We start from the raw sequence: 23,952 nt of genomic DNA on the forward strand, positions 1-23,952 counted from the left end.
CGCCTTTGATCTCGGAAGGTTGGGTTGGGGCTACGGGAAGAGGGTGCGGCCACCTCCCCGGATGTCCGCCATAGTCCAGGCATCGAAGGCGTTCAGGTGCACGGCTCCCGCCGTGGAGAGGGTGACGTGGCCGCCGCCGCGGGTGGGGTACACCCGGGCAGTGAGCGGCTTGCCGTTGGCGAAGACCTCGACGGCGGACCGGTCCACCAGGACGCGCAGGTGCACGTGCCCGCCAGCCATCGGGAGGGGCCCGGACCTGTCCTCCACATCCACGGACAAATCCAGGGAACTGCGGGTGCGGTCGAGGCGGAGGGTGCCTTCGGCGCCACCGGCGGTGCGTGCAGGACGGGACACTTCGATGACGGTGTCCTCCACGCCGTCGCCTGATCCCAGCACGCCCAGCCGCAGCATGGCACCCGGCGCCAGGTGGATGTCCAGTTCGAGATCCAGCTGGTTGCCGCGGACGCCGGTATCCACCGGTGCCGCCAGCTCCCGTCCCGGCAGGCTCACGTGATTGCCTCGAAGCTTTTCCAGTTCGGGGACCGGCGCGAACCGCAGCGTCCCGTCCTCCGCCAGGCTGGTGACCCGCGGCAGGCTCATTACGCCGGACCAGCCGGCTTCCACCATCGCGGCGTCCGTGCGGCCTTCCTGCAGCCAGCCGAACATGATGCGCCGGCCGGCGTCGTCCAGGAAGGACTGCGGCGCGTAGAAGTACCGGCCGCCGTAGTCCAGGCGGTGCAGCGCGGCCGGTTCGAAGGTGTCCCCGGAGTACCGGCCGGTCCAGTACAGCGGGTGGCGCGTGTCGCCGTCGTTCCATGCGGAGAAGACCAACACGTCAGGCGAGCCGTCCGCGGGTTCGGTACCCAGGGACCCGGTGCCGGCGCGGAACAGGTCCACGCATTCCCACATGGTGCCGGTCCAGTCCGTAGCTCCGGGATCCCCCTGCGAGGCGTCGCCAATGAAGAGCGGACCCACGTAGTCCCAGGAGCGCAGGTCGGGCGACTCGTACAGGAACGCCGTTCCGCCGCGGCCGCGCACGCCCGAGCCCACCAGCTGCCGCCACCTGTTGCCTTCGCGCCACACGCAGTGGTCACGGTAGGCGGTGATGTCGACGCCGGCCGGCGGGGCTGCGATGACGGGGTTCTCCGGGGCTTTGGTCCAGGTGGACAGGTCCGGGGAGCCCACGGCGACGCAGGGAAGTTCACGCTCCCCGAGGCGGCCCGAGTAGACCAGGGTGGGCGTGCCGCCGTCGTTGACCAACACGCCGGACCAGCACCCGTCGGCGTCCGGACCTGCCGAGGGTTCCAGGGCCACCGGCCGGTCCGTCCAGTTGACGAGGTCCGTACTGGTGGCGTGGCCCCACTGGATGCGGTGGTGGAAGGCACCCTCAGGGTTGTACTGGTAGAAAAGGTGGTAAATGCCGTCCCACTGGGCCACGCCGTTGGGATCGTTGAGCCAGCCGGCGGGGGAGACGAAATGGAAGCGGGGCCGCAGCGGATCGGCCTCGGCGCGGGCCACCAGCTCGCCGCGCGGGACGGTGGCCAACGGGTGGGTCAGTTCAGTCATGCCGAAGCCTTCCGGGGATGGGCCGACGCCGGCGGGCCGGCTGGTGCGGGTTGGGCAGCTGCCGGGTCCGCAGCGAGGGCGTGGCCGCCGGCGCCGGCACGAGGACGGTAGAGGTGGCAGCGGACCCAGTGCCGGTTGCCCGGCTCGCCCACCTGGTGCCGGACGGGGTGCTCGGCGGAGCAGGGCTGGTCCGGGTCGCCGTCGAACGCGCAGCTTGTGGAGGCCATGACGGCCTGCCGCAGTTCGGCCCGCCGGACGGGATCGTAGGAACCGGCGCGGGCCGGATCCGGAACGGCGGAGACCAGGAGCCGCGTGTAGGGGTGGGCCGGATTGGCCAGCAGGTCCAGGGACTCGCCCTCCTCCACGAGTTCGCCGGCGAACATCACGGCCGTGCGGTCCGCGAGGTAGCGGGCCGAGGCGAGGTCGTGGGTGATGTAGAGCATCGAGATGCCCTGCTCGTCGCGGAGCCTGCGCATCAGGTTGAGCACGCCGATCCGGACGGAGACGTCCAGCATGGAGGTTGGTTCGTCGGCAAGGATGACCTGCGGTTCCACGGCGAGCGCCCGGGCGATGGCGACGCGCTGGCGCTGGCCGCCGGAGAGCTCATGCGGGTAGGAATCCAGCATGTCCGCCTGCAGACCCACGGTGTCCATGAGCTGTTCGAGACGGGCCTGGGTTTCTGTTTCCGAACGTCCGCCCTTCCCGTGGATCGCCAGGGAACGCCGCAGGAAATGGCCGATCCTGTGTGCCGGGTTCAGCGACCCGAAGGGGTCCTGGAACACCATCTGCAGCTGGGAGCGGAACGCCCGCGAGGCCTGGAAGCGGTCCCGTTTGAGGACGTCGGTGCCATCCAGCAGGATGGAGCCTTCGCTGGGCCGTTCGAGCCGGGCAACACAGCGGGCCAGGGTGCTCTTGCCGGAACCGGATTCGCCCACCAGCGCAACGATTTCGCCGCGGCCGATGGCCAGGTCCACACCGTGGAGGGCCCGCACCGAGTCCCTCGAGAACAGTCCGCCGATGGGGAACGATTTGCCCAGGCCGCGGACCTCGAGGGCAGGGGTGTCCACCCGGGCAGGGCCTGAGCTGGTGGGGCCCGAACCGGTGGTGGTGGAAAGTGTTGAATGGCTCATCGGATGGCTCCTTGCAGCGCATGGGCCGCGTCCCCGGTGGCGTGGGATCCGTGGGCGATGGACAGGTCGTCGGCACCGAACGGCGCCACGAGGTGGCCGGGCGCCACCTCGGCGAGATCCGGAATGTTCCGGAACTTCACGCCGTCGGGCAATCCCGAAAGCGGAACCCGCGGACCGGTGAGCGGCGGAAACGCGCCCATCAGCGCCTGCGTATAGGGGTGCCGGGGATCGGCGTAGACGTCGTGGGCCCTGGCGGTTTCCACGATGCGCCCGCCGTACATCACTGCCATCCGGTGGGACAGTTCCACCATGAGGGACATGTCGTGCGTGATGAACAGGACGGAGAAGCCGAGCTCGCGCTGGAGTTCCTTGATCTGGGCCATGATCTCCTGCTGCACCACCACGTCCAGGGCGGTGGTGGGCTCATCCAGGATCAGGAGGGAAGGCTTAAGCGCCACGGCCATGGCGATGACGGCGCGTTGCCGCATCCCGCCGGAGAGCTGGTGCGGGTAGGACTTCAGCCGTGCGGGGTCGATCCGGACCAGCTCCAGCAGCTCCCCCGCCCGCCGCAGCGATTCCCTGCGGGACAGCCCGGCGTGGGTGGTGAAGATGTCCACAATCTGCTCGCCGATGGTCAGCACCGGGTTGAGCGAGTTCATGGCCGACTGGAACACCATGGCCACGTCCTGCCAGCGGAAGCGCCGCAGTTCCTCCGGGCTCATGGCCAGGACATCCCTGCCGCCGAAGGAGATGCTGCCGCCGGCGATCTTCGCGGGGTCCTTGAGCAGGCGCATGATCGAGTTGGCGATGGTGGACTTGCCGCAGCCGGACTCCCCTGCAAGGCCGAAGACCTCGCCGGTGCCGATGCTGAAGGAAACACGGTCGACGGCGGTGGTGGAGCGGGTATCGCCGATGTACTTCACGGTGAGGTCCTGCACGTCCAGGACAGGTTCGTGGGACCCGAAGGAGGTCTGGGAGACGGTCATTTCGCGGCGCTCCTTTCGATGGGTGCCGGGGTGTCGGCCGTGGTGGGCCGGGGGGTCTTGATTTTCCGCAGGCGGGGGTTGGTGACCTCGTCCACGGCGTAGTTGATGAGGGCCAGCGCGAAGGCCACCAGGGCAATGCACACGCCCGACGGCACAAAGACCCACCAGCTTCCGGTGAGAAGCGCGCCCTCGTTGCCGGCCCAGAAGAGGTTGTTGCCCCACGAGACGGTGCTGACATCGCCCAGGCCCAGGAACTCCAGGCCCGCCTGGGCGCCGATCCCGTAGATCACGCAGGCCAGCAGCGTGCCCATCACGATCGAGGCCATGTTGGGCAGGATTTCCCGGAACATGATCCGGCCCGCCCGTTCGCCGGACACCACCGCCGCGGCCACGAAGTCCTTGGACCGGATGGAGAGGGCCTGCGAGCGCAGGACACGGGCGGAGCCGGCCCAGCCGGTAACCACGAGCACCAGGATGACGGTTCCCAGCCCCGGCGGAAGGAACGCGGCGAGGATGACCAGGAGCGGCAGCCCGGGAAGGAGGAGGAAGACGTTGGTTACCAGGGACAGCGCCTCATCGATGAACCTGCCGAAGTACGCCGAGGCCAAGCCTACGATGATGCCGATCAGTGTGGAGGCGAAGCCGACGGTGAGGCCCACCAGCAGCGAACTCCGGGCGCCGTGCACGGTCAGCGCCAGCACGTCCTGGCCTTTGGCCGTGGTGCCCAGCCAGTGCTCGGCGTCCGGTTCCAGGGACGCCATGGCGGTGATCCGGGAGGGATCGCCGGGGAACAGCACGGGAGCCAGCAGCGCCAGCCCGATGAAGACGGCCATCACGGCCATGCCCACGAGGGCTTTCTTGTTGGTGGCCAGCCCGTGAAGGAAGCTCCGGTTGGGTTTGGGTTTGGCGGCAGCCTTCGCGGGCTGCTGCAGGATTGCGGTTGCCATGGTGGGTCCTCCTAGTTGCTGCGCACGCGCGGGTCGAGGCGGACGTACAGGATGTCCACCAGGAAGTTCGCCAGCAGCACGGCGGCGGTGATGGTCAGGAACAGGCCCTGCATGAGCGGGTAGTCCAGGCCCTGGACGGCGTTGAGGAGCTGGTAGCCCACACCGGGGTAGGCGAACACCACTTCGGTCAGCAGCGCCCCTCCCACCACGAAGCCCAGTCCCATGCCGAAGCTGGTCACGGACGGCAGCATGGCGTTGCGGGCCGCGTAACGGAGCATGATGCGGCCCGGGCGCAGGCCCTTGGCCTCGGCCATGGTGATGTAGTCCTCCGAGTTGGTGGCGATCATGGTGTTCCGCATGCCCAGCATCCAGCCGCCGATGGACACCAGCACAATGGTCAGCGCCGGGAGCACCAGGTGTGCGCCGACGTCGCCGATGAACTCCCAGGTGAACGCGGGCTCCAGCCCGTCAGTGAACGCGTGCCGGATGGGGAACCAGCCCAGCACCACGCCGAACAGGTACAGGGCGCCCATGGCCAGCCAGAAGTAGGGGAATGATCCGATGAACACCAGCAAGGGAGGCAGCGCGGAATCGATCGCGCCGCCGCGCCGCCACGCCGCCAGGATGCCCAGCAGGTTACCCACGACGGCGGCAATCACCAGGGCGGTTCCGCCCAGCAGGAGGGTCCAGCCGATCTGGGACGAAATGACCTCCGTGACCGGCGCCGGGAAGCGCGAGATGGAGACTCCCATCTGGCCGGTGAAGATGTTCTGCAGGTAGCCGGCGTACTGCTCCCACAGGGGCCGGTCATCCACACCCAGGAGCCTGCGCAGCGCCTCGATCTGTTCGGGCTGCATCCTGTCCTGGGAGCGGGCGAACATGCGGGAAACGGGGTCCCCCGGCATGAAGCGCGGGAGCAGGAAATTCAGGGTGATGGATGCCCAGAAGGCGACCAGGTAGAAACCCAGCCGGCGCAGGATGAAGCGCACGGGTTCCCTCCAATTCGGGAGTGGTGGAAGAGTGTGGGGCTGGCCGCCGGGGATCCCGGCGGCCAGCTAAGGGATTTACTTGCGCGGTTCCAGGGAGGTCAGCACCAGCACCGTGGTGGGTGCGCGGACCGACAGGGTGGCGTAAGGGTTGTCCTGGGTGGGCCAGCCGGTGAAGCGGGTGTCACTGAAGGCGCCCCATTCCGGGCCGGAGAAGAGCGGCACCAGCGGCGCGGCATCGCTGTACTCCTCCTGGAGCTTGTTGGCGATTTCCTTCTGCTTGGACTGGTCCGATTCCGCGGCGAACTGGGCCAGCAGGGCGTCGGCCTTCGTGTCGCCAAAGCGGTGGTAGTTGTCGAACGTCTTGGTGCCCACCGGCTTCACCGTTGCTGAGCCCATGGCGGTGTTGAAGTACTTGTACGGGCTGGGGTCGTTGGCGCTCCAGACGATGCCGGAATCGAAGGTGCCGGTTTCGTAGCCGGCCACCACGGCGGCCCAGTCCGGCGAATCCACCTTGGCGGTCACGCCCACCTCGGCCAGGTTCTGGGCGATCACGTTGGCTACGGACAGCCAGTCGGAGGAAGAGGCTCCCACGGAAATCTTGAACTCGAACGGGGAGCCGTCCCTGAGGGTGCGCTTGCCGTCCGCACCCTTGGCGTAGCCGGCCTTGTCCAGGAGCTCGTTGGCCTTCTGCACATCGTGGTTGGTCCAGGTGCAACTGTCCTTGACGGCGCTGTTCTTCCAGGTTTCGTAGTTGCCGGACAGGCCTGTGCAGTCACCCGGCTGGGCGTAGCCGCTCATGCCGATCTTGGTGACCTGGTCCCGGTCAACGGCCATGCTCAGTGCCTTGCGGACGTCAACGTCGTTGAACGGCGCCTTGGTGGTGTTGAGCTGCCAGTTGATCATGGCCCCCGTGGGCGGGAACCAGTACTGGCGGTGGTCCTTGTCCTTGGAGACGAACGTCTTTTCGATGTTCGGGATGTACTGCGGCGCCCAGTCCACATCACCGTTGGCCGCCGCGAGGTTGGCGCCGTCGTTGCCGGCGAAGGCGAGCATCTTGATGCCGGCGATCTTCTGTTTCTCCGGCTGCCAGTAGTTGGGGTTCTTCTTCAGCACGAAGGACTGCGCCTGGAAGCTGTCCACCTCGGTGTAGGGCCCGGTTCCGACGGGCTTGGCGTTCGCTTCCTTTTCGGGGTCGGCGAGCGTGGACCAGATGTGCTTGGGCAGGATGGTGAGCTGGCCGACGTCGTACAGCGCCGGGGACCATGGCTTGTTGAAATTGAAGGTGACCTTGTTGCCTTCGGCGGTGACGCCGTCGAGGTACTCGAAGCCGCCCTTGATCTTCTTCTGCAGCTCGAAGGTGTAGGCCACGTCGTCGGCAACCAGCGGCTGCCCGTCGGACCACTTCACGCCGTCGCGCAGCGTGAACGTGACGGACTTGCCGTCGTCGGCGGCCTTCCACTCGGTGGCGAGCCACGGCACCGTGTCCCCCTTGGCCGGGTTGAAGATCAGCAGCGATTCGTAAATGGCCTGCTGGACCATGGGGTTCACGGTGGGGGCGAACGGGTTGAAGTTCTGCACGAACGTGCCCATGTCCTCCCGCGGGATGGTGAGCAGCGCACTCGCGTTGGAGTCGGCGTCGTTGCTGTTTGCCTTGTTGACGTTGGCCGCGCAGCCGGTCAGCAGCATCGCTCCCACGGCCAGGCCCGCGGCGGTAATCCGGGCAGCCCTGAAGAATCGGGGTTGTGTCATGATGGTTATCTCTTTCCTGTCTTCATCAGCGAGGTGAAGGGTGGGTTAGGGGTTTTGCTCTTCGGAACTTGATTTCGCGGTCAGACCGAAGAGCGTTCTAGCAGCGGACAGTCGACCAGTTGCTGGTCGGCATTGATCGGCTGTCCTGCTGTAAGAGCGGCGAGCGTCTGGACTCCCAGGGCGCCCATTTTTTCGAACGGCAATGCAACGGTGGTCAGTTTGGGCCGCAGGTAGGCCGCAATCAGTTCCTGGTTGTCGAAGCCGATCACGGCGATGTCTCCGGGGATGGTCAGGCCCCGTTCCTTGATGGCGTCATAGGCACCCATCGCCATGCGGTCATTGAGGCAGAACAGTGCCGTTGGCCTGCGCTCCCCCTCGTACCTGTCCAGGATCCGGCCGGCGGCCTCGTAGCCGCCGTCGGCCGTCGCGTATCCGGACACCACCAGTTCCGGGTCCAGGTCCAGTCCGGCGTTGGCCAGTGCTTCGCGTGCACCTTCCAACCGCCCCACTGCAGCAGGGATCACCGGGTCAAGGTTGATGACTCCTATCCGGGTGTGGCCGGCCTGGAGCAATCGTTCGACGGCAACCCGGCCACCCGCACGCTCGTCGGGGACGATCGAGGGCAACTTTCCGTCAGCGTCGAAGCAGTTGATCAGGACAGTGGGTACTTCATTGGCGCTCTCCGGAACGTGGACGCCCCGGTGGAAGGTGGCTGCGTACAGGAGTCCTTCCACGCGTTGTTCCAACAGCTTCTCCGTTGCAGCATCTTCAAGGCCTTGGTTGGGTCCCACGGCATCGGCCTGGTCGGAGGGCGCGATGAGCAGGAACCGGCGGTCAAGCCAGGCCTGGTCCTGGGCACCTTTGATGATGTCGACGGCGAACGGGGCCGTGACGATCTCGGTGACAATGCCGTACCAGCCACTGCGCTGGGATGCCAGTGCACGGGCGCCGGCGTTGGGCCGGTAGCCCAGCTCCTGGACGGCCTCGTTGATCCGGGTGCGGGTTTCCTCGGAGATGCTCGCGTTTTCGCGATTGCTCAGGACGAACGAAACTGCGGTCCGGGAAACGCCGGCGTGCTTGGCGACGTCATTCATGGTGACGCCCCGCTGTCGCACAGCGGCCTGGTGGGGTGTGGTGCTTTTCGCCATTGAATGCTCCGGGTCTTCGTCGACTGGGCCATGCCAGCTTCTGCGTGGTGAGGTTTTTCCTGTACCGCGGCCGCCTTGTGGGTAACGCGCGTTACTTGGATCGTGTGATTGAGGTTACGCGCGTTACTAACTCCCTGTCAACGGCTTCTTTTGGTTGCCCCACACTTCCCGTTTCGACGGTTCCCCACCCAGGAGACGTGCGCGGACATCGTGGCCGCAGGGAACCGTCGAAACAGAGGGTTAGGCTTCCTGTATGGCACTGATAGCCCCCCGCGTGACAGCCGGACTGCCCGCCGATGATGCCGGCGGCCTCGCCCGCGTCCTCCGGGACAGCGACGACATCACCGTTTTCGTGGACGGTACTGTCCACCGGCTGCCCGCCCAGGCGAGGGACGCCGTCGTGGACCTCCTGGCCCGGCTCAGCCGCGGCGAGGCGGTGACCGTGAGCAGCGTCGAGGAAATGCTGACCACCTCCCGGGCCGCTGAACTGGCCGGCATTTCCCACACGTACCTGCGCAACATGACGGACCGCGGCGAAATCCCGGTGGAATACCGGGGCACGCACCGGCGGATCCGGCAGAGCGCCATCCTGGCCTGGCTGGAGACCCAGCGGCGGAAGGAACGCGAGGCTGCGGCGGACGGCGGCACAAATGCCGCCGGCACGAACAGTGTGGGTTCAGACGGCTCGGTGAGGGAAAGCCCCGGCGGTTCCGGTGCTGCCGACGGCGGCGCGGGGCCCCAATGACGGTCCCCCTGCGGTCCTCGGCGGTGGAAGCCCGCGGCCTGTCCGGCCGAATCCTCTGGGCGGACGGCACCCCGCCGCCCTCGCCGGGCGCAGTGCCGGGCGATGCGGGGCCGGCATATGTCCTGATCCACGGAATCGGCGTCTCGCACCGCTACCTCCGGCGGCTGCACCAGGTGCTGGCCACCACCGCGCCCACGTATTCACTGGACCTGCCCGGGTTCGGCGGAACACCCCGGCCCGGCCAGCAGGTGTCCGCGGAGGACTACGGCGCCTTCATCGGTGAGGCCCTGGCGTCCAGCGGCATCGAATCCTATATTTTGGTGGGCCATTCGATGGGCGTTCAGTTCACCATTGAGGCAGCCCATCACGCGCCGGACCGGGTGCGGCAGCTGGTGCTGATGGGCCCCGTGGTTGACGAACGGCACCGGACGGTGCGCCGCCAAAGTGTCGCCCTGTTCCTGGATGCCCTCCTGCGGGAGAGTGCGTCGTCCAACTGGGCCGTCCTCAGCGACTATTTCCGCTGCGGCCCGCGCTGGTACTTCACCGAATTGCCCGTCATGATGAACTACCGCACCGAGGAACAGCTGGCCGGAATCGACCTGCCCGTCCTGGTGCTGCGCGGTGGCCAGGACCAGGTTGCGGGCCCCGAGTGGTCCCGGCGCCTGGCTGCCACGGCACGGCACGGGCACTTTGCGGAAATCCCGGGCGCCGGACATGTGGCCCAGCACCTCCGGCCGCAGCAGGTGGCCGAGGCGATCAGGTCCTTCGTGGCGGCAACATCCGGGCGGGCCCGCCGCTAGATCCTCGGCCGGCCAGCCCACCGGCGCATCTTCAGGGCGGCGTGCAGCTCCAGGCGGGGCAACCCCTTTAGCGGGTCCACGCCCAGCAGCTGGCGGATCCTGCCCAGCCGGTTGTAGATGCTGCTCCGGTGCAGATGGAGCTTCGTGGCCACGTCCTGGACGGAACCGTCATTGTCGTAGAGGAGTTCCAGCACCGGAATGAGTTCGCCGTTCCGGTCATGGTCTTCGAGCATCCGGAAGTACACCGACCCCGAATCGGCCCAGGCCCCCACGCCCCCTCCGGCGGATGCCAGCAGCTGGTACATGCCGGTGGACCTGCAGTCCACCAGCTCACCCAGTTGGGAGTCCACGGCGGCCGCCTGGGCTGCGAGTTTCGACTGCCGGTACGCCTCGCCCAGCTGGCGGGTGCGGGTGAACCCTTCGCTGATGCCGAGGATGATGCGGTGCACCGGCCGGCCGGACCGCTTGGCCAGCTCCAGCTGGTAGTGCACCAGGACCTGCGCATGGTTGGCCCGGCCGGACAGCTCGCGGAACAGCACCACCGAGTGGGTCTCCGTACCGGCACTGAACAGCGCCGCGTCAACGCCCACGGTGGCCTGCAGCGCGGTGGACCGGTGGATCAGGGTGGATGCGATGGGGTCCGGACCGCTGGCCCAGCCGTCGGCATCCAGCACGGTGACCATCTGCCACGGGCCGCGGCCCTGGACTTCCTTCCAGCCGGCAACTGCGGCCACGGCGTTCGGCTCGCCGGCACAGGCGGACAGGAACTCACGTTCACGGCTGCGCCGGAACTCGGACTCGGCCGTATTGGAATCCAGCAGCAGCCCGGACAGCAGCTCCAGCTCATGGTTCACCGCCGGCAACTGGGTGAGGATCGCCGTCGGGCTCTCCTCCGCCGAGTCCTGCTGCACCCACAGGTAGCCCACGCGGAAGCCGCGCACCATCAGCGGAACACAGACCCGGCCCAGCATGCCCAGGTCCGGATTGGCCGGCACCACCACGGGCCGCACGGCAGTGGCGATGCCCTGCGAGAGCTGCCACGCGCTCACGTCGGCCGGCACCTTCTTGCTGAGCAGGAAGTTCACGCGCACACGGTCCGCATGGGACTGGTTGGAGCTGTAGGCAAGGAGCAGGCCGTCCAGGTCCTCCAGCGAAAGGCCGCGGCCCAGCTTCTGCGCCACCTGCTCCACGAGCTGTTCCACACCCTGCTGCTGCATGCGCCAACATTACTGCCCGGCAGCCCGTGGGCACGAACGGACAACAGGCGACACCTGACGCCCCCACCCTCGACAAATGTCTACCCGAGGCGCACAAATTTCCCGGAATTCCGGGGATTCCGCCGGCAGTCACTGCCGAGGTCAATGTCGGCTGGCTCACAGCGGATTTATCGTGGAAACACGAAATCCTTCCGCACTTTCCGGCTTACCCGCCGAGAACCTGGAGCCCACGATGATCATCGGTGTCCCGAAAGAAATCAAGAACAACGAGTTCCGCGTCGCCATCACCGCCGCTGGCGTGCACGAATTCCGCACCCACGGCCACTCGGTGCTGGTGGAGCGCGGAGCGGGCCTGGGCTCCGGCATCACCGATGAGGAATACGCCATTGCCGGCGCCGAGATCGTTACCGAAGCCGATGACGTCTGGTCCCGCGCGGACATGGTCATGAAGGTCAAGGAGCCCGTCAAGGCCGAGTACCACCGGTTCCGCAAAGGCCTGATCCTCTTCACGTACCTGCACCTGGCCGCCGAGCCCGAACTGACCCAGGAACTGATCAACTCCGGCGTCACCGCCATTGCCTACGAGACCGTGCAGGAGGGCCGCACCCTCCCGCTGCTCGCCCCCATGTCAGAGGTCGCCGGCCGGCTGTCCGTCCAGGTGGGCGCGTCCTCCCTGATGGCCCCTGCCGGCGGCAAAGGCGTCCTGCTGGGCGGCGTTCCCGGCGTCCGCCCCGCCAAGGTTGTTGTCCTCGGCGCGGGCGTAGCCGGCACCAATGCCGCCGCCATGGCCCTGGGCCTGGGCGCCGATGTCACCATCCTGGACATCAACATCAACCGCCTTCGCGAACTGGACGCCCAGTACCAGGGCCGGCTGAAGACCGTGGCCTCCAACGCCTACGAAATCGAAAAGTCCGTAGTGGACGCTGACCTGGTGATTGGTTCGGTCCTCATCCCCGGCGCCAAGGCCCCCAAGCTGGTCACCAATGACCTGGTGGCCCGCATGAAGCCCGGTTCGGTACTGGTGGACATTGCCGTGGACCAGGGCGGCTGCTTCGAGGACACCCACCCCACCACGCACCAGGAGCCCACCTACAAGGTGCACAACACCATCTTCTACTGCGTGGCCAACATGCCGGGTGCGGTACCGAACACCTCCACGTACGCCCTGACCAACGTCACCCTGCGCTACGCCGTGTCCCTCGCGAACCTGGGCGTCAAGGCTGCTTTCGACCGGGATCCTGCCCTCGCTGCCGGACTCAACATCGCCGCCGGCCACGTGGCACACCACTCCGTGTCCGAGGCACACAACCTGCCCCTGGTTTCCGACTGGCACGAGCTCGTTTCGGCTTAGGTCCCTACACAGGTCGTTCGGCGTTCGGCTTCCGGGCACCTACGAAGCGAGTTCCCGCGCTTTTTCTATGATTTTGAGGACCTCCACCGCGTCCTCGGGGTCTACCGGGAGGGGCAGGGGTGACGCTGTTCCGCCGTCGAGGATCTTGTCTGCCAGGAGGCGGTAAAAGCCGGGGTAGTTGCCCCGTTCGGTGGGAAGCCTGTCCAGGTGGCCGTCGCGCCCCAGGAGGCCTGCCCAATCGGGTGCCTCCACGCCGTACTCCTGGTCAAGGGGGCTGCCGCCAGCCACGATGAACGGTTCCTGCGGGTCCACTCCGTGCTTGGTGAAGCCGCCCACGGAGCCCAGGACGCGGAACCGCGGGGCCTGCTGCGCGCACAGCATGTTCATGCTGAGGTGGCTAAGCACCCCCGAGTGGTGGCGGAGCACCAGGAAGACGTCGTCGTCGGCCCGCTCGTCGGAGCGGCGGGCATGCAGCTCGGCGTGGGCTACGTCGGCCGGGCCGAAGAGCTGCAGTGCCTGGTCGATCAGGTGGCTGCCGAGGTCGAAAAGTGCGCCCCCGCCGTCGGACGCTGTTGCCCTGGCCTTCCAGGCCTTGGCGATCGACGGCGTCCAGCGCTCGAAGCGGGACTCGAAGCGCAGCACCGTGCCCAGTGCCTCGGCGGCCAGCAGCTTTTGCAGGGTGAGATAGTCGCCGTCCCAGCGCCGGTTGTGGAACACCGTCAGGGTCCGGCCGAGGTCCCGGGCCAGCGAGACCAGCTCCTCCCCTTCTTCGCTGGAGATGACGAACGGCTTGTCCACCACCACGTCCAGCCCGGCCTCCAGGGCCGCCTTCGCCAGCGGATAGTGGGTTGCCGGCGGCGTGCCCAATACCACGAGGTCCAGGCTGTCCGCCCGCTCGAGGACGGCGCGCCCGTCCGGCACGGTCCGCACGCCCGGGTAGCGGCCCGTCGCCGCCGCCTGCCGGTCTGGGTTTGAGGTGGCCACGATGTCCAGCGAATACCTGCTGTCCGCGTCCAGCAAGGGCGCGTGGAAGACGCTGCCGGAGAGTCCAAAGCCGACGACGGCGGTACGGATGGTGCGTGGCTCAGCTTCAGTTCCGGTCATGCAACCAACGCTACTCCGGCGCGTGTGCCACCGCTGCGCGGTCCTACACCGCCGCTTACCGGCAATCAGGCAATCAGTTAAACGGCCGGAGCCGGCGTCCCCTTTCGGGAGGCGCCGGCCCCGGCTGCGGCTAAAGCGGCGGGTGGGCTTACTTCTTTTCCCAGCCGAGGGTGGTCCAGTCCGGAACCTGTGACAGGCTGCGGAACAGGGACGGCCCGTAGTTTGCGAGTCCCGTGCGGACGAAGGAGATCTGCGGGCCGTTAAAGACCACGCCCATGGAGAAGTACTTCGCCATGTGTTCCTTTTCGACCTCCATAGCCGCCTTGTTTCGCTCCGCGTTGTCCTCAATGGAGGCGAGGTCCGCGATCTTCTTGTCCAGCTCGGCGTCACCCAGCTGGTTCTCGTTGGTCTTGGAGTCGTAGTACTGCTTCACGGCTTCGGTGGCATCCGCACCCACGGTGTACCCGGAGATGCTCAGGTCGAATTCGCGGCTGCCGATGACCTTGCCGAAATCGGCGGAAGCGCGCTGGTCGATGCCGACTTCCATACCCGCTGCCTGAAGCTGCTTCTGCAACGTCTGCGCCACCGCGAGCGTTGTCTGATCATCTCCGAAGTTGCTGATCTTGAAGGCGGCGGGCTTGCCGTCCTTCTCCATGACCCCAGCTGCATTGGCCGTGTAACCGGCGTCCGTCAGCACCTTCTTGGCAGCGTCCGGACCGGATTCCTCCACGGGGTAGTTGTCCTGGTAGTACTCGGAGAACGGCAGGAGCATCATGGAGCCGGAGCTCGGCTCCTCCCAGTTCAGGCCATTGAAACGGACCTTGCGGAGGGCTTCACGGTCCACTGCGGCGAAGATGGCTTCGCGGACAGCAACGTCGGTGATGCGCTGCGCATTGAGGTTCAGGCCGCCGGCAAAGAGTCGCTGGCCACGGCGGACTTCTGAGTTTTTCGTGCCGTCCAGCTGCTTGTAGAGCGAGACTGTGTTGGCAGAGACGCCATCAATCTCACCGTTCTTGAAAGCGGCGATCTGAGCACTGGTTTCGAGCTGACGGAAGACCACACTCTCCAGGACCGGCTTCTTGCCCCACCACTTGTCGTTCGGGACCAGAGAAACAGTCTTTGCCGCGGGGTCGTACTGGTTCACCTTAAACGGCCCGGCCATCCACTCGGGGTGGAGATCGCCATTGAAGCCGTCGTTGAACACCTCCGGGCTGTTTACGGCCGGGTGGATCAGGCCGGTAAAGAGTGAGTCCAAGGGGTAGACGGGCTGGCTCGTCTTGACGATGACCTCTTTGTCACTGCTTCCTGCCTCAACTGACTCGACGAAGCCGTAGTTTCCTGAGCTCACGATGTCGTAGCCGTTGTCCGGGCTCTTGAGGATGTTCCAGGTGTTCTGGAAGGCCTTCACGTCGATGGGGGTGCCGTCGTTGTAGGTGGCCTTGTCATTGACCTTGATGGTGATGGTCTGCTTGCCGTCCTTTACCTCGTTCTCGACAGATTCGCAGAAGTCCTTGTTGGGTGTGACCTTTCCATCGAAGGCTATGTCCCAGCAGCCCCACGTTGCTGCCTGATCAATGGGACGGTGCAAGGCCGTGTTGTCCGCGCTGTTGCCGTTGTTGGAGAAGCCATTGAAGTCCGGGCCGATGTTGCCCAGCGGAAGGGTGACCTTGCCGCCCTGCTCAAGATCGGCTGCCGGCTTCTCGTTGACGCTGATCAGCTTGGACAGGTCGCTGCCTGCCTCCTGCCCCTTGGCTGTCTCCGGCCCCGTGGAGCCGCCACTGCCGCAGGCGGTCAGCGCCAGAGCCGCAGCAATGGCCGCAGCTCCGCCGATCCTGTTCAGATTCCTCATGGTTTTCCCTTCATTGATGCGAATGGTGCGGGTGGGTCGGCTAAATCTAGGGTGCATGGTGTTCCGCCTGGTCGTGGGTCACCAGCATGTCTTCGTCCAGTTCCCCGTCAGGGAAGAAGCAGGCGAAACGCTGATCCAGTGCGGGCGCCGCGGGTTCCAGCGCCTGGGCCGCCGACGACGGAGCCACGGCTTCCAGGGGCGGTTCCAGGGTGAGGCACTTTTCCTGTTTCGCGGCAGGCAGGGCGGCAAACACCGGGCAGCGGGTGGCAAAGTTGCAGCCCTTGGGGGCATCCAGCGGCGACGGGAGGTCGCCCTTGAGGATGATGCGTTCCCGGGTGCGTTCCACGTGCGGGTCCGGCACCGGGATGGCGGAGAGCAGGGCGCGGGTGTAGGGGTGGCGCGGGTTGTCGAATACGCGGTCCACCTCGCCGATCTCCACGATCTTGCCCAGATACATCACCGCCACGCGGTTGGAGATGTGCCGGACAACGGAGAGGTCGTGGGCCACCAGGAGGTAGCTCAGGCCCAGCTCTGCGCGGAGCTTGTCCAGAAGGTTGATGACCCCGGCCTGCACCGAAACGTCCAGCGCCGAGACGGGCTCGTCCAGGACCACGAGCTTGGGGTTCACCGCCAGCGCGCGGGCGATGCCGATGCGCTGGCGCTGGCCGCCGGAGAACTGGTTGGGAAATCGGTTCACGTGGTCCGGCTGCAGGCCCACGAGCTTCATCAGCTCCATGATCCGTTTCCGGATGGCCGGGCGGTCCAGGCCGGCGTTCTGCAGCGGTTCCGCGAGAACCTCGTAGACGGTGAACCGCGGGTCCAGGGCGCCGGTGGGGTCCTGGAACACCATCTGCAGTTCGCGCCGCATGGCGTTCTTGGCCTTGGCGTCAGCGGCCTGCTTGTTGCTGATGCCGCCAATCACCACCTCGCCGTCCTGGTCCTTGTGGAACTCCATGATTTCCAGCAGGGTGGTGGTTTTTCCGGAACCCGATTCGCCCACGATGGAGAAGCATTCACCCTCGCGGACATCGAAGCTCAGTCCGTCCACCGCCTTGACCGTACCGATTCGCTTCTTAAGCAGCGCACCCTTGGTCAGCGGGAAGTGCTTGCGCACGTCCTTGAGCTGGAGGACAGTGGAGCGGTTTTCCCGCGGAATGGCGTCGAAGCGTGACTCCGGTACCGGCGGGGCCGCGAAGATATCGTGGACGTCCACATCACCGCCGAGGGCCGCCGACTTGATGCAGGCGGCGTGGTGCAGGGCGCCGCCGGAGACCGGTGCCAGCGCAGGTTCCCCATCGAGGCAGGCATCGGTGGCCAGCGGACAGCGCGGCGCGAAGGAGCATCCGGTGGGGGTGTGCAGGAGGTTTGGCGGTATGCCGTCGATGGGTACCAGCGAGGATTTTTCGGATACGTCCACGCGGGGGACGGCTCCGAGCAGGCCCAGCGTGTACGGCATCCGGGGGTTGTAGTAGATATCGTCCACCGCGCCGGTTTCCACGGGCTTTCCGGCGTACATCACCATGATGTCGTCGGCCATGCCCGCCACCACGCCAAGGTCGTGCGTGATCATGACGACGGCGGCGCCGGTTTCCTCCTGCGCGGTGTGCAGCACCTCGAGGACCTGGGCCTGGATGGTGACGTCCAGGGCCGTCGTCGGCTCATCGGCGATGAGCACCCGGGGGTTGTTGGCGATGGCGATGGCGATCATCACGCGCTGGCGCATGCCGCCGGAGAATTCGTGCGGGAAGGCCCTCAGCCGGTCCTTCGGGCTGGGGATTCCCACCATGGCCAGGAGCTCGACGGCGCGGGCTTCCTTGGCCTGCTTGCTCATGGTGGGGTTGTGGATGGTCAGCGCTTCGATGATCTGGGTGCCCACGGTATACACGGGCGTGAGGGAGGACAGCGGGTCCTGGAAAACCATGGCCAGCTCATTGCCGCGGTATTCGCACATGGCCTTGTCACTGAGCCCCAGCAGTTCGCGGCCCTTCAGCCGGACCGAACCGGTGACCTCGGCGGCTTCCGGAAGCAGGCCCATGATGGCCAGCGAGGTCACGGACTTCCCGGAGCCTGATTCGCCCACGATGCCCAGCGTCTTGCCCGGCAGCAGGTCGAAGTCCACGCCACGCACGGCGTGGACCACCCCGTTCTCCGAGTTGAACCGGACGTTGAGGTCCCGTACGGAGAGCACAGCGTCATTGGGCGCGTGGAGCCCCGCTATGTGCAGCCGCTCAACGGCGTCGGCGGTGGAATTGACCGACGCCGTGGTGCCGGACCCGATAGTGGTTTCGCTGCTCATTTGCTCTTCTCCGCCCGGATTTTCCTGGCTTTTCGGGCCTTGCCCGTGGAACTGGAACTGGGGTCGAACGCGTCCCGCAGGCCGTCGTTCATCATGGCCAGGGAGCCGGTGAGCAGGAACATCACCGTCAGCGGCACCCAGAACATCCACGGGAAGGTCTGTACCTGTGAGGTGGCACCGCCGATGAGGACGCCCAAGCTGACGTCCGGAACCTTGATGCCGATGCCGATGAAGGAGAACGCCACCTCGGCGAGGATGGCGCCGGTGACGCCGCGGGTGATGTCCAGTACCAGCAGGGACCCGATGTTCGGGACCAGGTGCCGCCAGACGATCCGACGCGGCGGGACGCCCATGTACTGGGCCGCTTTCACGAAGTCGCGCTGCATCAGGGACATGGACAGGGAGCGGATCAGCCTGGCGGTGCCCATCCAGCTGAAGACGAGCAGGACGATGATCAGCAGCAGCCAGGACGGAAGGTCGCGCTTGAGGCCGGCGCCGCCACCGCTGGTGGCCACCGCCACCACCAGGAGCGCGGGCATCATAATGAGCGCTTCGAGGACGAAGAGCATCACCTTGTCCACCTTGCCCCCGAAGTAGGCCATGGTGCAGCCGTAGACCGCAGCGATCAGCACCGAGACCAGTCCCACGATCAGGCCGATCAGGATGGAGATGCGGGTGCCTTCAACGGTCATCGCGTAGAGATCGATTCCTGCCTGGGAGGTGCCCAGGTAGTGCTCGGCCGATGGCGGCATGCCGATGTTGAAGGGGTCGATGGTCTCCTTGTCCCAGGTGGTGAGGAAGCCTCCCACGAAGGAGAAAACGGTGAGCGCGAGGAAGATGACCAGGCCGGCCACGGCGGTCTTGTTCCGCATGAAGCGCCGGAAGATGATGGTGGACTTGCCGATGACGACGTCGGCGCTTTCCAGGTGCGCGTCCTGCGCCACGGCTGCGGGGTCCACTGCGTTCAGGTTGGTCATGGTTACTGCACCCGCACTCTCGGGTCAACCAGGGTGGTTGCGAAGTCAGCCAGGATGGCACCCAGGGCGAAAATAACCGAGCCGTACGCCAGGGTGGCGGTGGCGGCATTGACGTCCTGAAGGGAAATGGCGTCGATGCTCCAGGAACCGACGCCGGGCCAGGCGAAGATCTTTTCGGCAAAGAAACCGCCGGCGAAGATGGCCGGGATGGTGAAGGCGATGCTCTGGGCCACCGGGATGAAGGACACCCGGAGGGCGTGCCGGGCAATGGCCTGGTTCCTGCTGAGCCCTTTGGCGCGGGCGGTCCGGACAAAGTCGGCGTTGACGTTGTCCAGCAGGTATTGGCGCTGGGCGATCTGGTAGGCGCCCCAGCCCACCAGGGTGATGGCGACGGTGGGCACGGCGTAGTGCGCCGCCATGTCCACTATTTGGGGCCAGCCGGCTTCCATCCCCGGGGTGGAGATGCCGGTGACGAAGAAGATGCGCTGGCCCACCGTCTCGTTGATGTTAATGGCTCCCAGCTGCACCAGGAAGTAGGCGATGGGCGCCGGGACGATGTAGGCCAGGTAGCTGTAGGACGTGATGACCCGGTCCTGGAACTTGTACTGCCGGGCTGCCGAATACACGCCAAGGGCCACGCCGATGATGAGGGTGAGGATGATCGAGGCCAGGAACAGCCGGGTGGAGATCCACACGCGGTCACCGAACTCGGCATTGATGAAGGCGCCGTTGGGGCTCCTGCCCCAGTCCCAGCGGGTGACGACGCCGGTGAGCCACTGGACGTAGCGGTCCCAGGCGCTCATGTCCGGGTCGAGGCCCTTCAGGCGCATCGAGTTGGCCACCTGTTCGGGGGTGGGCCGGGGAATGCGTTCCTGCTCCAGCAGCGCCGGTTTGAGGGAGCTGACCGCCAGGAAATATCCGGCGGAGGTGGTCAGGAAGATCATCACCACATACGTGATGCCGCGCTTGGCAAGGTACTTGAGCATGGGACGGCTACTTTTGCTTCGCCGCCACGTGCTGCTGCGGCGGACACAGCCAGGCCCGCAGGTGTGCCGCAATGCGGGGCAAAACAACAATCACGCGATGGTCCTTCCGTCTTCCCCGGCTGGGCGGGGGTTGTACCGCTTCGCCGGAGTTCGTTGCCAGCGGATAGCTGGCTCCCGCAGCCCTTGCGGGCTGGTCCTGATGGACTATGTTGCGGGTCACATTCCAGAGGAAACTATCACAGCCGTAAACGCAAGATGCCCGCCAATGCCCGGAAAAGCACACGCCCGTATCAGATCGTTATGAATAACTCTGTGGAGTTGATTTGACTGGACTGATCCCGCCCATGGGGCTAACCTACGCGGCTCTCACCACGCGTGTGACAAGATCCCGCCAGGAATCCACCAGCCGCTCCGGCGGAACGCCGTGCCGGCGGACCAGGTCGAGCAAGCGCTCGGGGTCCAGGGCCGCGCTGAGCGACCCCGCCATGAGCCAGGGGTCGGCGTCGAACCCTTCATCCCGCAGCAGCACCTCGATATGCCGGAGCCAGAGCGCCGCGGCGGGCACCTCAAACCGCCCCCGCGAGGCATTTTCGGCGGCGAGGACCAGGTCGCCGAACTCCACCACGTAGGCAATGCGTTCAGCCCCGAAGGCGATAAGCCGGTCCAGACCCGGAGCTCCGGGACCAAGCGGCGGCGGGCCGAACATGAACCGAGCCTGGAAATCTGCCTCGGAGTCGTTGAGCAGTGTCAGCATCAGGCCGGCCCGGCTGCCGAAGCGGCGGAATACCGTCCCCTTGCCCACCCCGGCACGCTCGGCGAGACGGTCCATGGTGAGGCCCTCGGTGCCGCAGTCCGCAATCAGCTCCCTCGCGGCGAGCAGGAGGCGCTCCCGGTTCCGCGCGGCATCGCTGCGTTCGGCCGCTGCCGGAGTCGGCTCGGGGCGCAGTGGGATGGAGGTCACAGAATCCAGTTTAGACCCCGGGAATAATAAACGGACCATAGTCCGTTTAGTCTGGTGAAGGCATCACATGCCTCAGCTTTGAAAAGGCCGACGGCCCTCCCGCGGCCCCTACCAAGGAGTTCCCATGACGAAGAGCACCATCCTTACCCTTGTTGGCAGCCTGCGCGCCGGGTCCACGAACCAGCAGCTGGCCGAAGCCATCCAGGCCAACGCCCCCGAGCAGGTTGACGTTGTCATCCACGAGAGCCTGGGCAACATCCCGTTCTACAACGAAGACATCGACGTCGAGGGCCAGGTTCCCGCCGCCGCCGCCGCTCTGCGCGCCGCGGCCAACGAAGCCGACACCATCCTGCTGGTCACCCCGGAGTACAACGGCACCGTCCCCGCTCCCCTGAAGAACGCCATCGACTGGCTGTCCCGCCCCTTCGGCGCCGGCGCCCTCGCCGGCAAGCCCACCGCCGTCGTCGGCACCGCCTTTGGCCAGTTCGGTGGGGTCTGGGCCCAGGACGAGGCCCGCAAGGCCGCCGGCATTGCCGGCGCCCAGGTCATTGAGGGTGTCAAGCTCGCCGTCCCCGGCTCCATGGTGCGCTTCGCCGAGATCCACCCCAAGGACGACGCCGAGGTTGTAGAGCAGATCAAGGGCGTCTTCGACGCACTGGCCGCAACCGCCCCGGCAGCCTAACCTCCCGAGCGGACCATTCGCGCAGTTCCTGCCGCGCCCGGCACGCCACCTCGCGTGCCGGGCGCAGCTATATGCGGGCGCACCTGCCAGGCCCGAACCGCTACCACCCCAACCACGCCGCCGCGGTCCGCCGTGACCAACTCTTGTCCCAACCGGTACCGCACGGACATCTCCGGCGGCTGGCCCCGCCGTAACGTTAATCCACTGGAAAAACCGGATGGAATTGCGGTGCAGCATGCCAAGAGAAGCGGGAACTGTGAGGCCGCGGAGTGCGCGGGTGGCAATCGTGGCCGCCCTGGCGCTGCCGCTGTGGCTCGCCGCCTGCGACGGCCTCCCGGCGTCACCGCGGAACGGTACCGCTGCCAGCCCCGCGGCGGCTCCTGGCGCCGCCGTGCCGGCTCCGCAGCCGCAAGCGCCCCCGCCTGCCGGAACGGCCGCCATCCCTTCCGGTTCCAGCACTCCATCAGGCGGGACGTCCCCGCAGCAGCCGTCCGGTGCCGGGCCGGAGTCCGTTACCGCGCCGGGACCGGCGGGGACGGGCCGGGACGGTTCCGCCGCCACGGTCAGCGGGGAGCCGGGGCCAACGCCGTCAGTTGAACCGCAGCCCTCCACGTCGCCGTCCCCCGCGGCTGCCCCGGAAAGCGTGCCCGCAGCCCAGGGGACCGTCACGGCCTACTTCGTCCTGCTGGACGACGGCGGCAACAACGGAGTGCGGTTCGGGTGCAATGACAGCCTGGTTGGCGTGGACCGGACACGGCCGGCGGGCAAGGATCCGCTGCCGGCCGCCATGAATGCCCTTTTGGCGGCAGGCAGTGGCGCCAGCCTTCCGGCATCGGATGTCCCGTCCGGGCGCGAAATCTACAACGCGCTGGCGGGATCGCGGCTCAAGTTCCTGTCCGGCAGCTTCGACGGCACCGCCGTGACCGTCTACCTTTCAGGGGCACTGAGCCTGGGCGGCGTCTGCGACATTCCGCGGCTGGAAGCCCAGCTCACCCAGACGGCGCTGGCCGCCGTAGGTGCCGTCAGGGCGCAGGTCTATCTGAACGGGCGGCCGCTGGCAGAGGTGCTGCGGCTGGAAGGCACCGGCACGGAATGAGGCTGCGCCCAGTAATTCCTGGAACAACAAGTGTTGCTTTTCAGGCAACGCGCAGCTGTATCCTGAGCGTGTGAGCCACGAGACACTCGACGCCGCAGCCGCGTCCCTTCCAGCCGAAGCCATTGACGCCATCGAGCGGGCGGCCACCTCGGCCCACCGCCACGACGAGCTGTTTTCCGAGCGTGCCGCGAACATCAGGCAGTCGGCGGTGCGTGACGTCTTCGACATCTCGCTGCGCCCCGGCCTGGTGTCGCTGGCCGGCGGAAGCCCCTACCTGCAGTCGCTCCCCCTTGACCGCCTGGCGGAAACAGCTGCCCGGATCATCGCCGAGGAAGGGCTCACCGCCCTTCAGTACGGCGCCGGCCAAGGCACCGAGGAGCTCCGCACGCAGATCTGCGAGGTCATGGCGGCCGAAGGGATCATGGATGCGCTTCCACAGAACGTGGTGGTCACGGCCGGCTCCCAGTCAGCCCAGGACGTCGCCACCAAGCTGTTCTGCAACCCCGGGGACGTTGTCCTGGTGGAGGATCCCACCTACGTCGGCGCCCTGAATACGTTTGAGGCGTACCAGGTGCAGGTGGAAACCGTGGCCATGGACCAGGACGGCCTGGTCCCGGAGCTCCTTGAAGCCCGCATCGCAGCCCTCCAGCTGGCCGGAAAGAGCATCAAGTTCCTCTACACCATTCCCAGCTTCAACAACCCCTCTGGCATCACCCTTGCCGCGGAACGGCGCCAGGAGATCGTGGATATATGCCGCAACGCAAATATTCTGATCATTGAGGACAACCCGTACGGCCTGCTGCGGTTCGACGGCGAACCGCTGGCCCCGCTGCGCGCCGCCAACCCGGACGACGTCATCTACATGGGCTCGTTCTCGAAGATCTTCGCGCCCGGCCTGCGGATCGGCTGGGCGCTGGTGCCGGAGCACCTGCAGCGGCGGTATTACCTCGCCGCGGAGGCCGTCACCCTCTGCCCGCCGGCCCTGAACCAAATGCTCGTCTCGGCTTACCTGCGTGACTACGACTGGAAGGGCCAGATCTCCACCTACCGCGGCCTGTACGCCGAACGCTGCCGTGCCATGCTGGCGGCGCTGTCCGAGTACATGCCGGAGGGGGCCTCCTGGACCAGCCCGGACGGTGGTTTCTTCGTCTGGGTGACGCTGCCTGAAGGCGTGGACACCTACCCCCTCCTGCACAAGGCGATCGACGCCGGAGTGGTCTTCATTCCGGGAGCCGCCTTCACGCCGTCGGACGAGCCGTCCAACAAACTGCGCCTCGCGTTCAGCGCCGTTCCGCCGGATGCCATCCGTGAAGGGGTGCGCCGCCTGGCGCCGGTACTGCAGGAAGCGCTGGCCGCGCGGTAGCGTTGGCCTC

Annotated in this window: 19 protein-coding genes and 1 pseudogene; 6 read left to right on the plus strand and 14 right to left on the minus strand. The window is 66.6% G+C overall.

Translation table 11 applies throughout. The annotated features are described in order from the left end of the window. Positions 1 to 30 precede the first annotated feature (30 nt). From ACP3TD_RS00350 to ACP3TD_RS00380, 7 genes are all read right to left on the minus strand, one after another. A complete protein-coding gene (locus ACP3TD_RS00350; protein WP_426764789.1) occupies positions 31 to 1,566 on the minus strand; it encodes a glycoside hydrolase family 32 protein in 1,536 nt (511 codons plus the stop codon). Next, complete coding sequence (locus tag ACP3TD_RS00355; RefSeq protein ID WP_426764790.1) at positions 1,563 to 2,696, minus strand: ABC transporter ATP-binding protein; 1,134 nt, start codon at positions 2,694 to 2,696, stop codon at positions 1,563 to 1,565. The genes ACP3TD_RS00350 and ACP3TD_RS00355 overlap by 4 nt, the downstream gene beginning before the upstream one ends. Then, entirely contained in the window at positions 2,693 to 3,682 is a 990-nt protein-coding gene (locus ACP3TD_RS00360; RefSeq protein WP_426764791.1) for an ABC transporter ATP-binding protein, read from the minus strand. Before ACP3TD_RS00360 ends, ACP3TD_RS00355 begins: the two co-directional genes overlap by 4 nt. Next, entirely contained in the window at positions 3,679 to 4,629 is a 951-nt protein-coding gene (locus ACP3TD_RS00365) for an ABC transporter permease (protein WP_426764792.1), read from the minus strand. Before ACP3TD_RS00365 ends, ACP3TD_RS00360 begins: the two co-directional genes overlap by 4 nt. Positions 4,630 to 4,640: 11 nt before the next feature. Continuing rightward, positions 4,641 to 5,618 (minus strand): ABC transporter permease, encoded by a 978-nt coding sequence (locus ACP3TD_RS00370; protein ID WP_426764793.1) that lies wholly within the window; start codon positions 5,616 to 5,618, stop codon positions 4,641 to 4,643. A 75-nt stretch (positions 5,619 to 5,693) separates the two neighbouring features. Then, the gene (locus ACP3TD_RS00375) at positions 5,694 to 7,367 is read right to left on the minus strand and encodes an ABC transporter substrate-binding protein (protein ID WP_426764794.1); all 1,674 of its coding nucleotides are present in this window, start codon (positions 7,365 to 7,367) and stop codon (positions 5,694 to 5,696) included. Between the two features lie 80 nt (positions 7,368 to 7,447). Next, entirely contained in the window at positions 7,448 to 8,515 is a 1,068-nt protein-coding gene (locus ACP3TD_RS00380) for a LacI family DNA-binding transcriptional regulator (protein WP_426764795.1), read from the minus strand. 253 nt (positions 8,516 to 8,768) lie between these two features. Here ACP3TD_RS00380 and ACP3TD_RS00385 point away from each other — a divergent pair. Together ACP3TD_RS00385 and ACP3TD_RS00390 are read left to right on the plus strand one after the other, a co-directional pair. Then, positions 8,769 to 9,161, plus strand: a pseudogene (locus ACP3TD_RS00385) (helix-turn-helix domain-containing protein); the annotation flags it as partial. Positions 9,162 to 9,256: 95 nt separating this feature from the next. After that, on the plus strand, positions 9,257 to 10,060 hold the full coding sequence (locus ACP3TD_RS00390; RefSeq protein WP_426764797.1) for an alpha/beta fold hydrolase: 804 nt from the start codon (positions 9,257 to 9,259) through the stop codon (positions 10,058 to 10,060). Here the strand turns inward: ACP3TD_RS00390 and ACP3TD_RS00395 are convergent. After that, positions 10,057 to 11,277, minus strand: coding sequence for a PucR family transcriptional regulator (locus ACP3TD_RS00395; RefSeq protein WP_426764799.1), 1,221 nt, complete (start codon positions 11,275 to 11,277; stop codon positions 10,057 to 10,059). The genes ACP3TD_RS00390 and ACP3TD_RS00395 overlap by 4 nt on opposite strands. A 232-nt stretch (positions 11,278 to 11,509) precedes the next feature. Here ACP3TD_RS00395 and ald point away from each other — a divergent pair, with 232 nt between their 5' ends. Beyond that, positions 11,510 to 12,628 carry an alanine dehydrogenase gene (gene ald / locus ACP3TD_RS00400; protein WP_015938949.1) on the plus strand — a complete coding sequence of 373 codons (1,119 nt, stop codon included), beginning with the start codon at positions 11,510 to 11,512 and terminating at the stop codon, positions 12,626 to 12,628. A gap of 39 nt (positions 12,629 to 12,667) precedes the next feature. Here ald and ACP3TD_RS00405 read toward each other — a convergent pair whose 3' ends face one another. From ACP3TD_RS00405 to ACP3TD_RS00430, 6 genes are all read right to left on the minus strand, one after another. Continuing rightward, positions 12,668 to 13,732 carry a Gfo/Idh/MocA family protein gene (locus tag ACP3TD_RS00405; protein WP_426764800.1) on the minus strand — a complete coding sequence of 355 codons (1,065 nt, stop codon included), beginning with the start codon at positions 13,730 to 13,732 and terminating at the stop codon, positions 12,668 to 12,670. A gap of 148 nt (positions 13,733 to 13,880) precedes the next feature. Beyond that, on the minus strand, positions 13,881 to 15,581 hold the full coding sequence (locus ACP3TD_RS00410) for an ABC transporter family substrate-binding protein (protein WP_426764801.1): 1,701 nt from the start codon (positions 15,579 to 15,581) through the stop codon (positions 13,881 to 13,883). A 46-nt stretch (positions 15,582 to 15,627) separates the two neighbouring features. After that, complete coding sequence (locus ACP3TD_RS00415; RefSeq protein WP_426764802.1) at positions 15,628 to 17,877, minus strand: dipeptide ABC transporter ATP-binding protein; 2,250 nt, start codon at positions 17,875 to 17,877, stop codon at positions 15,628 to 15,630. Next, positions 17,874 to 18,854, minus strand: coding sequence for an ABC transporter permease (locus tag ACP3TD_RS00420; RefSeq protein WP_426764803.1), 981 nt, complete (start codon positions 18,852 to 18,854; stop codon positions 17,874 to 17,876). The genes ACP3TD_RS00415 and ACP3TD_RS00420 overlap by 4 nt, the downstream gene beginning before the upstream one ends. A 2-nt stretch (positions 18,855 to 18,856) precedes the next feature. Then, positions 18,857 to 19,840 carry an ABC transporter permease gene (locus ACP3TD_RS00425; protein ID WP_426764804.1) on the minus strand — a complete coding sequence of 328 codons (984 nt, stop codon included), beginning with the start codon at positions 19,838 to 19,840 and terminating at the stop codon, positions 18,857 to 18,859. A 355-nt stretch (positions 19,841 to 20,195) separates the two neighbouring features. Next, a complete protein-coding gene (locus ACP3TD_RS00430) occupies positions 20,196 to 20,801 on the minus strand; it encodes a TetR/AcrR family transcriptional regulator (protein WP_426764805.1) in 606 nt (201 codons plus the stop codon). Between the two features lie 124 nt (positions 20,802 to 20,925). Between ACP3TD_RS00430 and ACP3TD_RS00435 the strand changes: the two genes are divergently transcribed. The 3 genes from ACP3TD_RS00435 to ACP3TD_RS00445 all read left to right on the plus strand — a co-directional run bounded on the left by ACP3TD_RS00435 (position 20,926) and on the right by ACP3TD_RS00445 (position 23,942). Further along, entirely contained in the window at positions 20,926 to 21,483 is a 558-nt protein-coding gene (locus ACP3TD_RS00435; RefSeq protein ID WP_426764807.1) for an NAD(P)H-dependent oxidoreductase, read from the plus strand. A 277-nt stretch (positions 21,484 to 21,760) separates the two neighbouring features. After that, positions 21,761 to 22,579, plus strand: coding sequence for a GerMN domain-containing protein (locus ACP3TD_RS00440; RefSeq protein ID WP_426764808.1), 819 nt, complete (start codon positions 21,761 to 21,763; stop codon positions 22,577 to 22,579). Between the two features lie 70 nt (positions 22,580 to 22,649). Further along, the gene (locus tag ACP3TD_RS00445) at positions 22,650 to 23,942 is read left to right on the plus strand and encodes a PLP-dependent aminotransferase family protein (RefSeq protein ID WP_426764809.1); all 1,293 of its coding nucleotides are present in this window, start codon (positions 22,650 to 22,652) and stop codon (positions 23,940 to 23,942) included. Positions 23,943 to 23,952: the final 10 nt, after the last annotated feature.

Origin of the sequence: Pseudarthrobacter sp. 1G09, assembly GCF_050038305.1 — a bacterium.
Lineage (GTDB): Bacteria > Actinomycetota > Actinomycetes > Actinomycetales > Micrococcaceae > Arthrobacter > Arthrobacter equi.

Bases quoted from the DNA above. Each gene is read 5' to 3' on its own strand.
- ACP3TD_RS00350 (WP_426764789.1), bottom strand. From the start codon at position 1,566: ATGACTGAACTGACCCACCCGTTGGCCACCGTCCCGCGCGGCGAGCTG.
- ACP3TD_RS00355 (WP_426764790.1), bottom strand. From the start codon at position 2,696: ATGAGCCATTCAACACTTTCCACCACCACCGGTTCGGGCCCCACCAGC.
- ACP3TD_RS00360 (WP_426764791.1), bottom strand. From the start codon at position 3,682: ATGACCGTCTCCCAGACCTCCTTCGGGTCCCACGAACCTGTCCTGGAC.
- ACP3TD_RS00365 (WP_426764792.1), bottom strand. From the start codon at position 4,629: ATGGCAACCGCAATCCTGCAGCAGCCCGCGAAGGCTGCCGCCAAACCC.
- ACP3TD_RS00375 (WP_426764794.1), bottom strand. From the start codon at position 7,367: ATGACACAACCCCGATTCTTCAGGGCTGCCCGGATTACCGCCGCGGGC.
- ACP3TD_RS00380 (WP_426764795.1), bottom strand. From the start codon at position 8,515: ATGGCGAAAAGCACCACACCCCACCAGGCCGCTGTGCGACAGCGGGGC.
- ACP3TD_RS00390 (WP_426764797.1), top strand. From the start codon at position 9,257: ATGACGGTCCCCCTGCGGTCCTCGGCGGTGGAAGCCCGCGGCCTGTCC.
- ACP3TD_RS00395 (WP_426764799.1), bottom strand. From the start codon at position 11,277: ATGCAGCAGCAGGGTGTGGAACAGCTCGTGGAGCAGGTGGCGCAGAAG.
- ald (WP_015938949.1), top strand. From the start codon at position 11,510: ATGATCATCGGTGTCCCGAAAGAAATCAAGAACAACGAGTTCCGCGTC.
- ACP3TD_RS00405 (WP_426764800.1), bottom strand. From the start codon at position 13,732: ATGACCGGAACTGAAGCTGAGCCACGCACCATCCGTACCGCCGTCGTC.
- ACP3TD_RS00410 (WP_426764801.1), bottom strand. From the start codon at position 15,581: ATGAGGAATCTGAACAGGATCGGCGGAGCTGCGGCCATTGCTGCGGCT.
- ACP3TD_RS00415 (WP_426764802.1), bottom strand. From the start codon at position 17,877: ATGAGCAGCGAAACCACTATCGGGTCCGGCACCACGGCGTCGGTCAAT.
- ACP3TD_RS00420 (WP_426764803.1), bottom strand. From the start codon at position 18,854: ATGACCAACCTGAACGCAGTGGACCCCGCAGCCGTGGCGCAGGACGCG.
- ACP3TD_RS00425 (WP_426764804.1), bottom strand. From the start codon at position 19,840: ATGCTCAAGTACCTTGCCAAGCGCGGCATCACGTATGTGGTGATGATC.
- ACP3TD_RS00435 (WP_426764807.1), top strand. From the start codon at position 20,926: ATGACGAAGAGCACCATCCTTACCCTTGTTGGCAGCCTGCGCGCCGGG.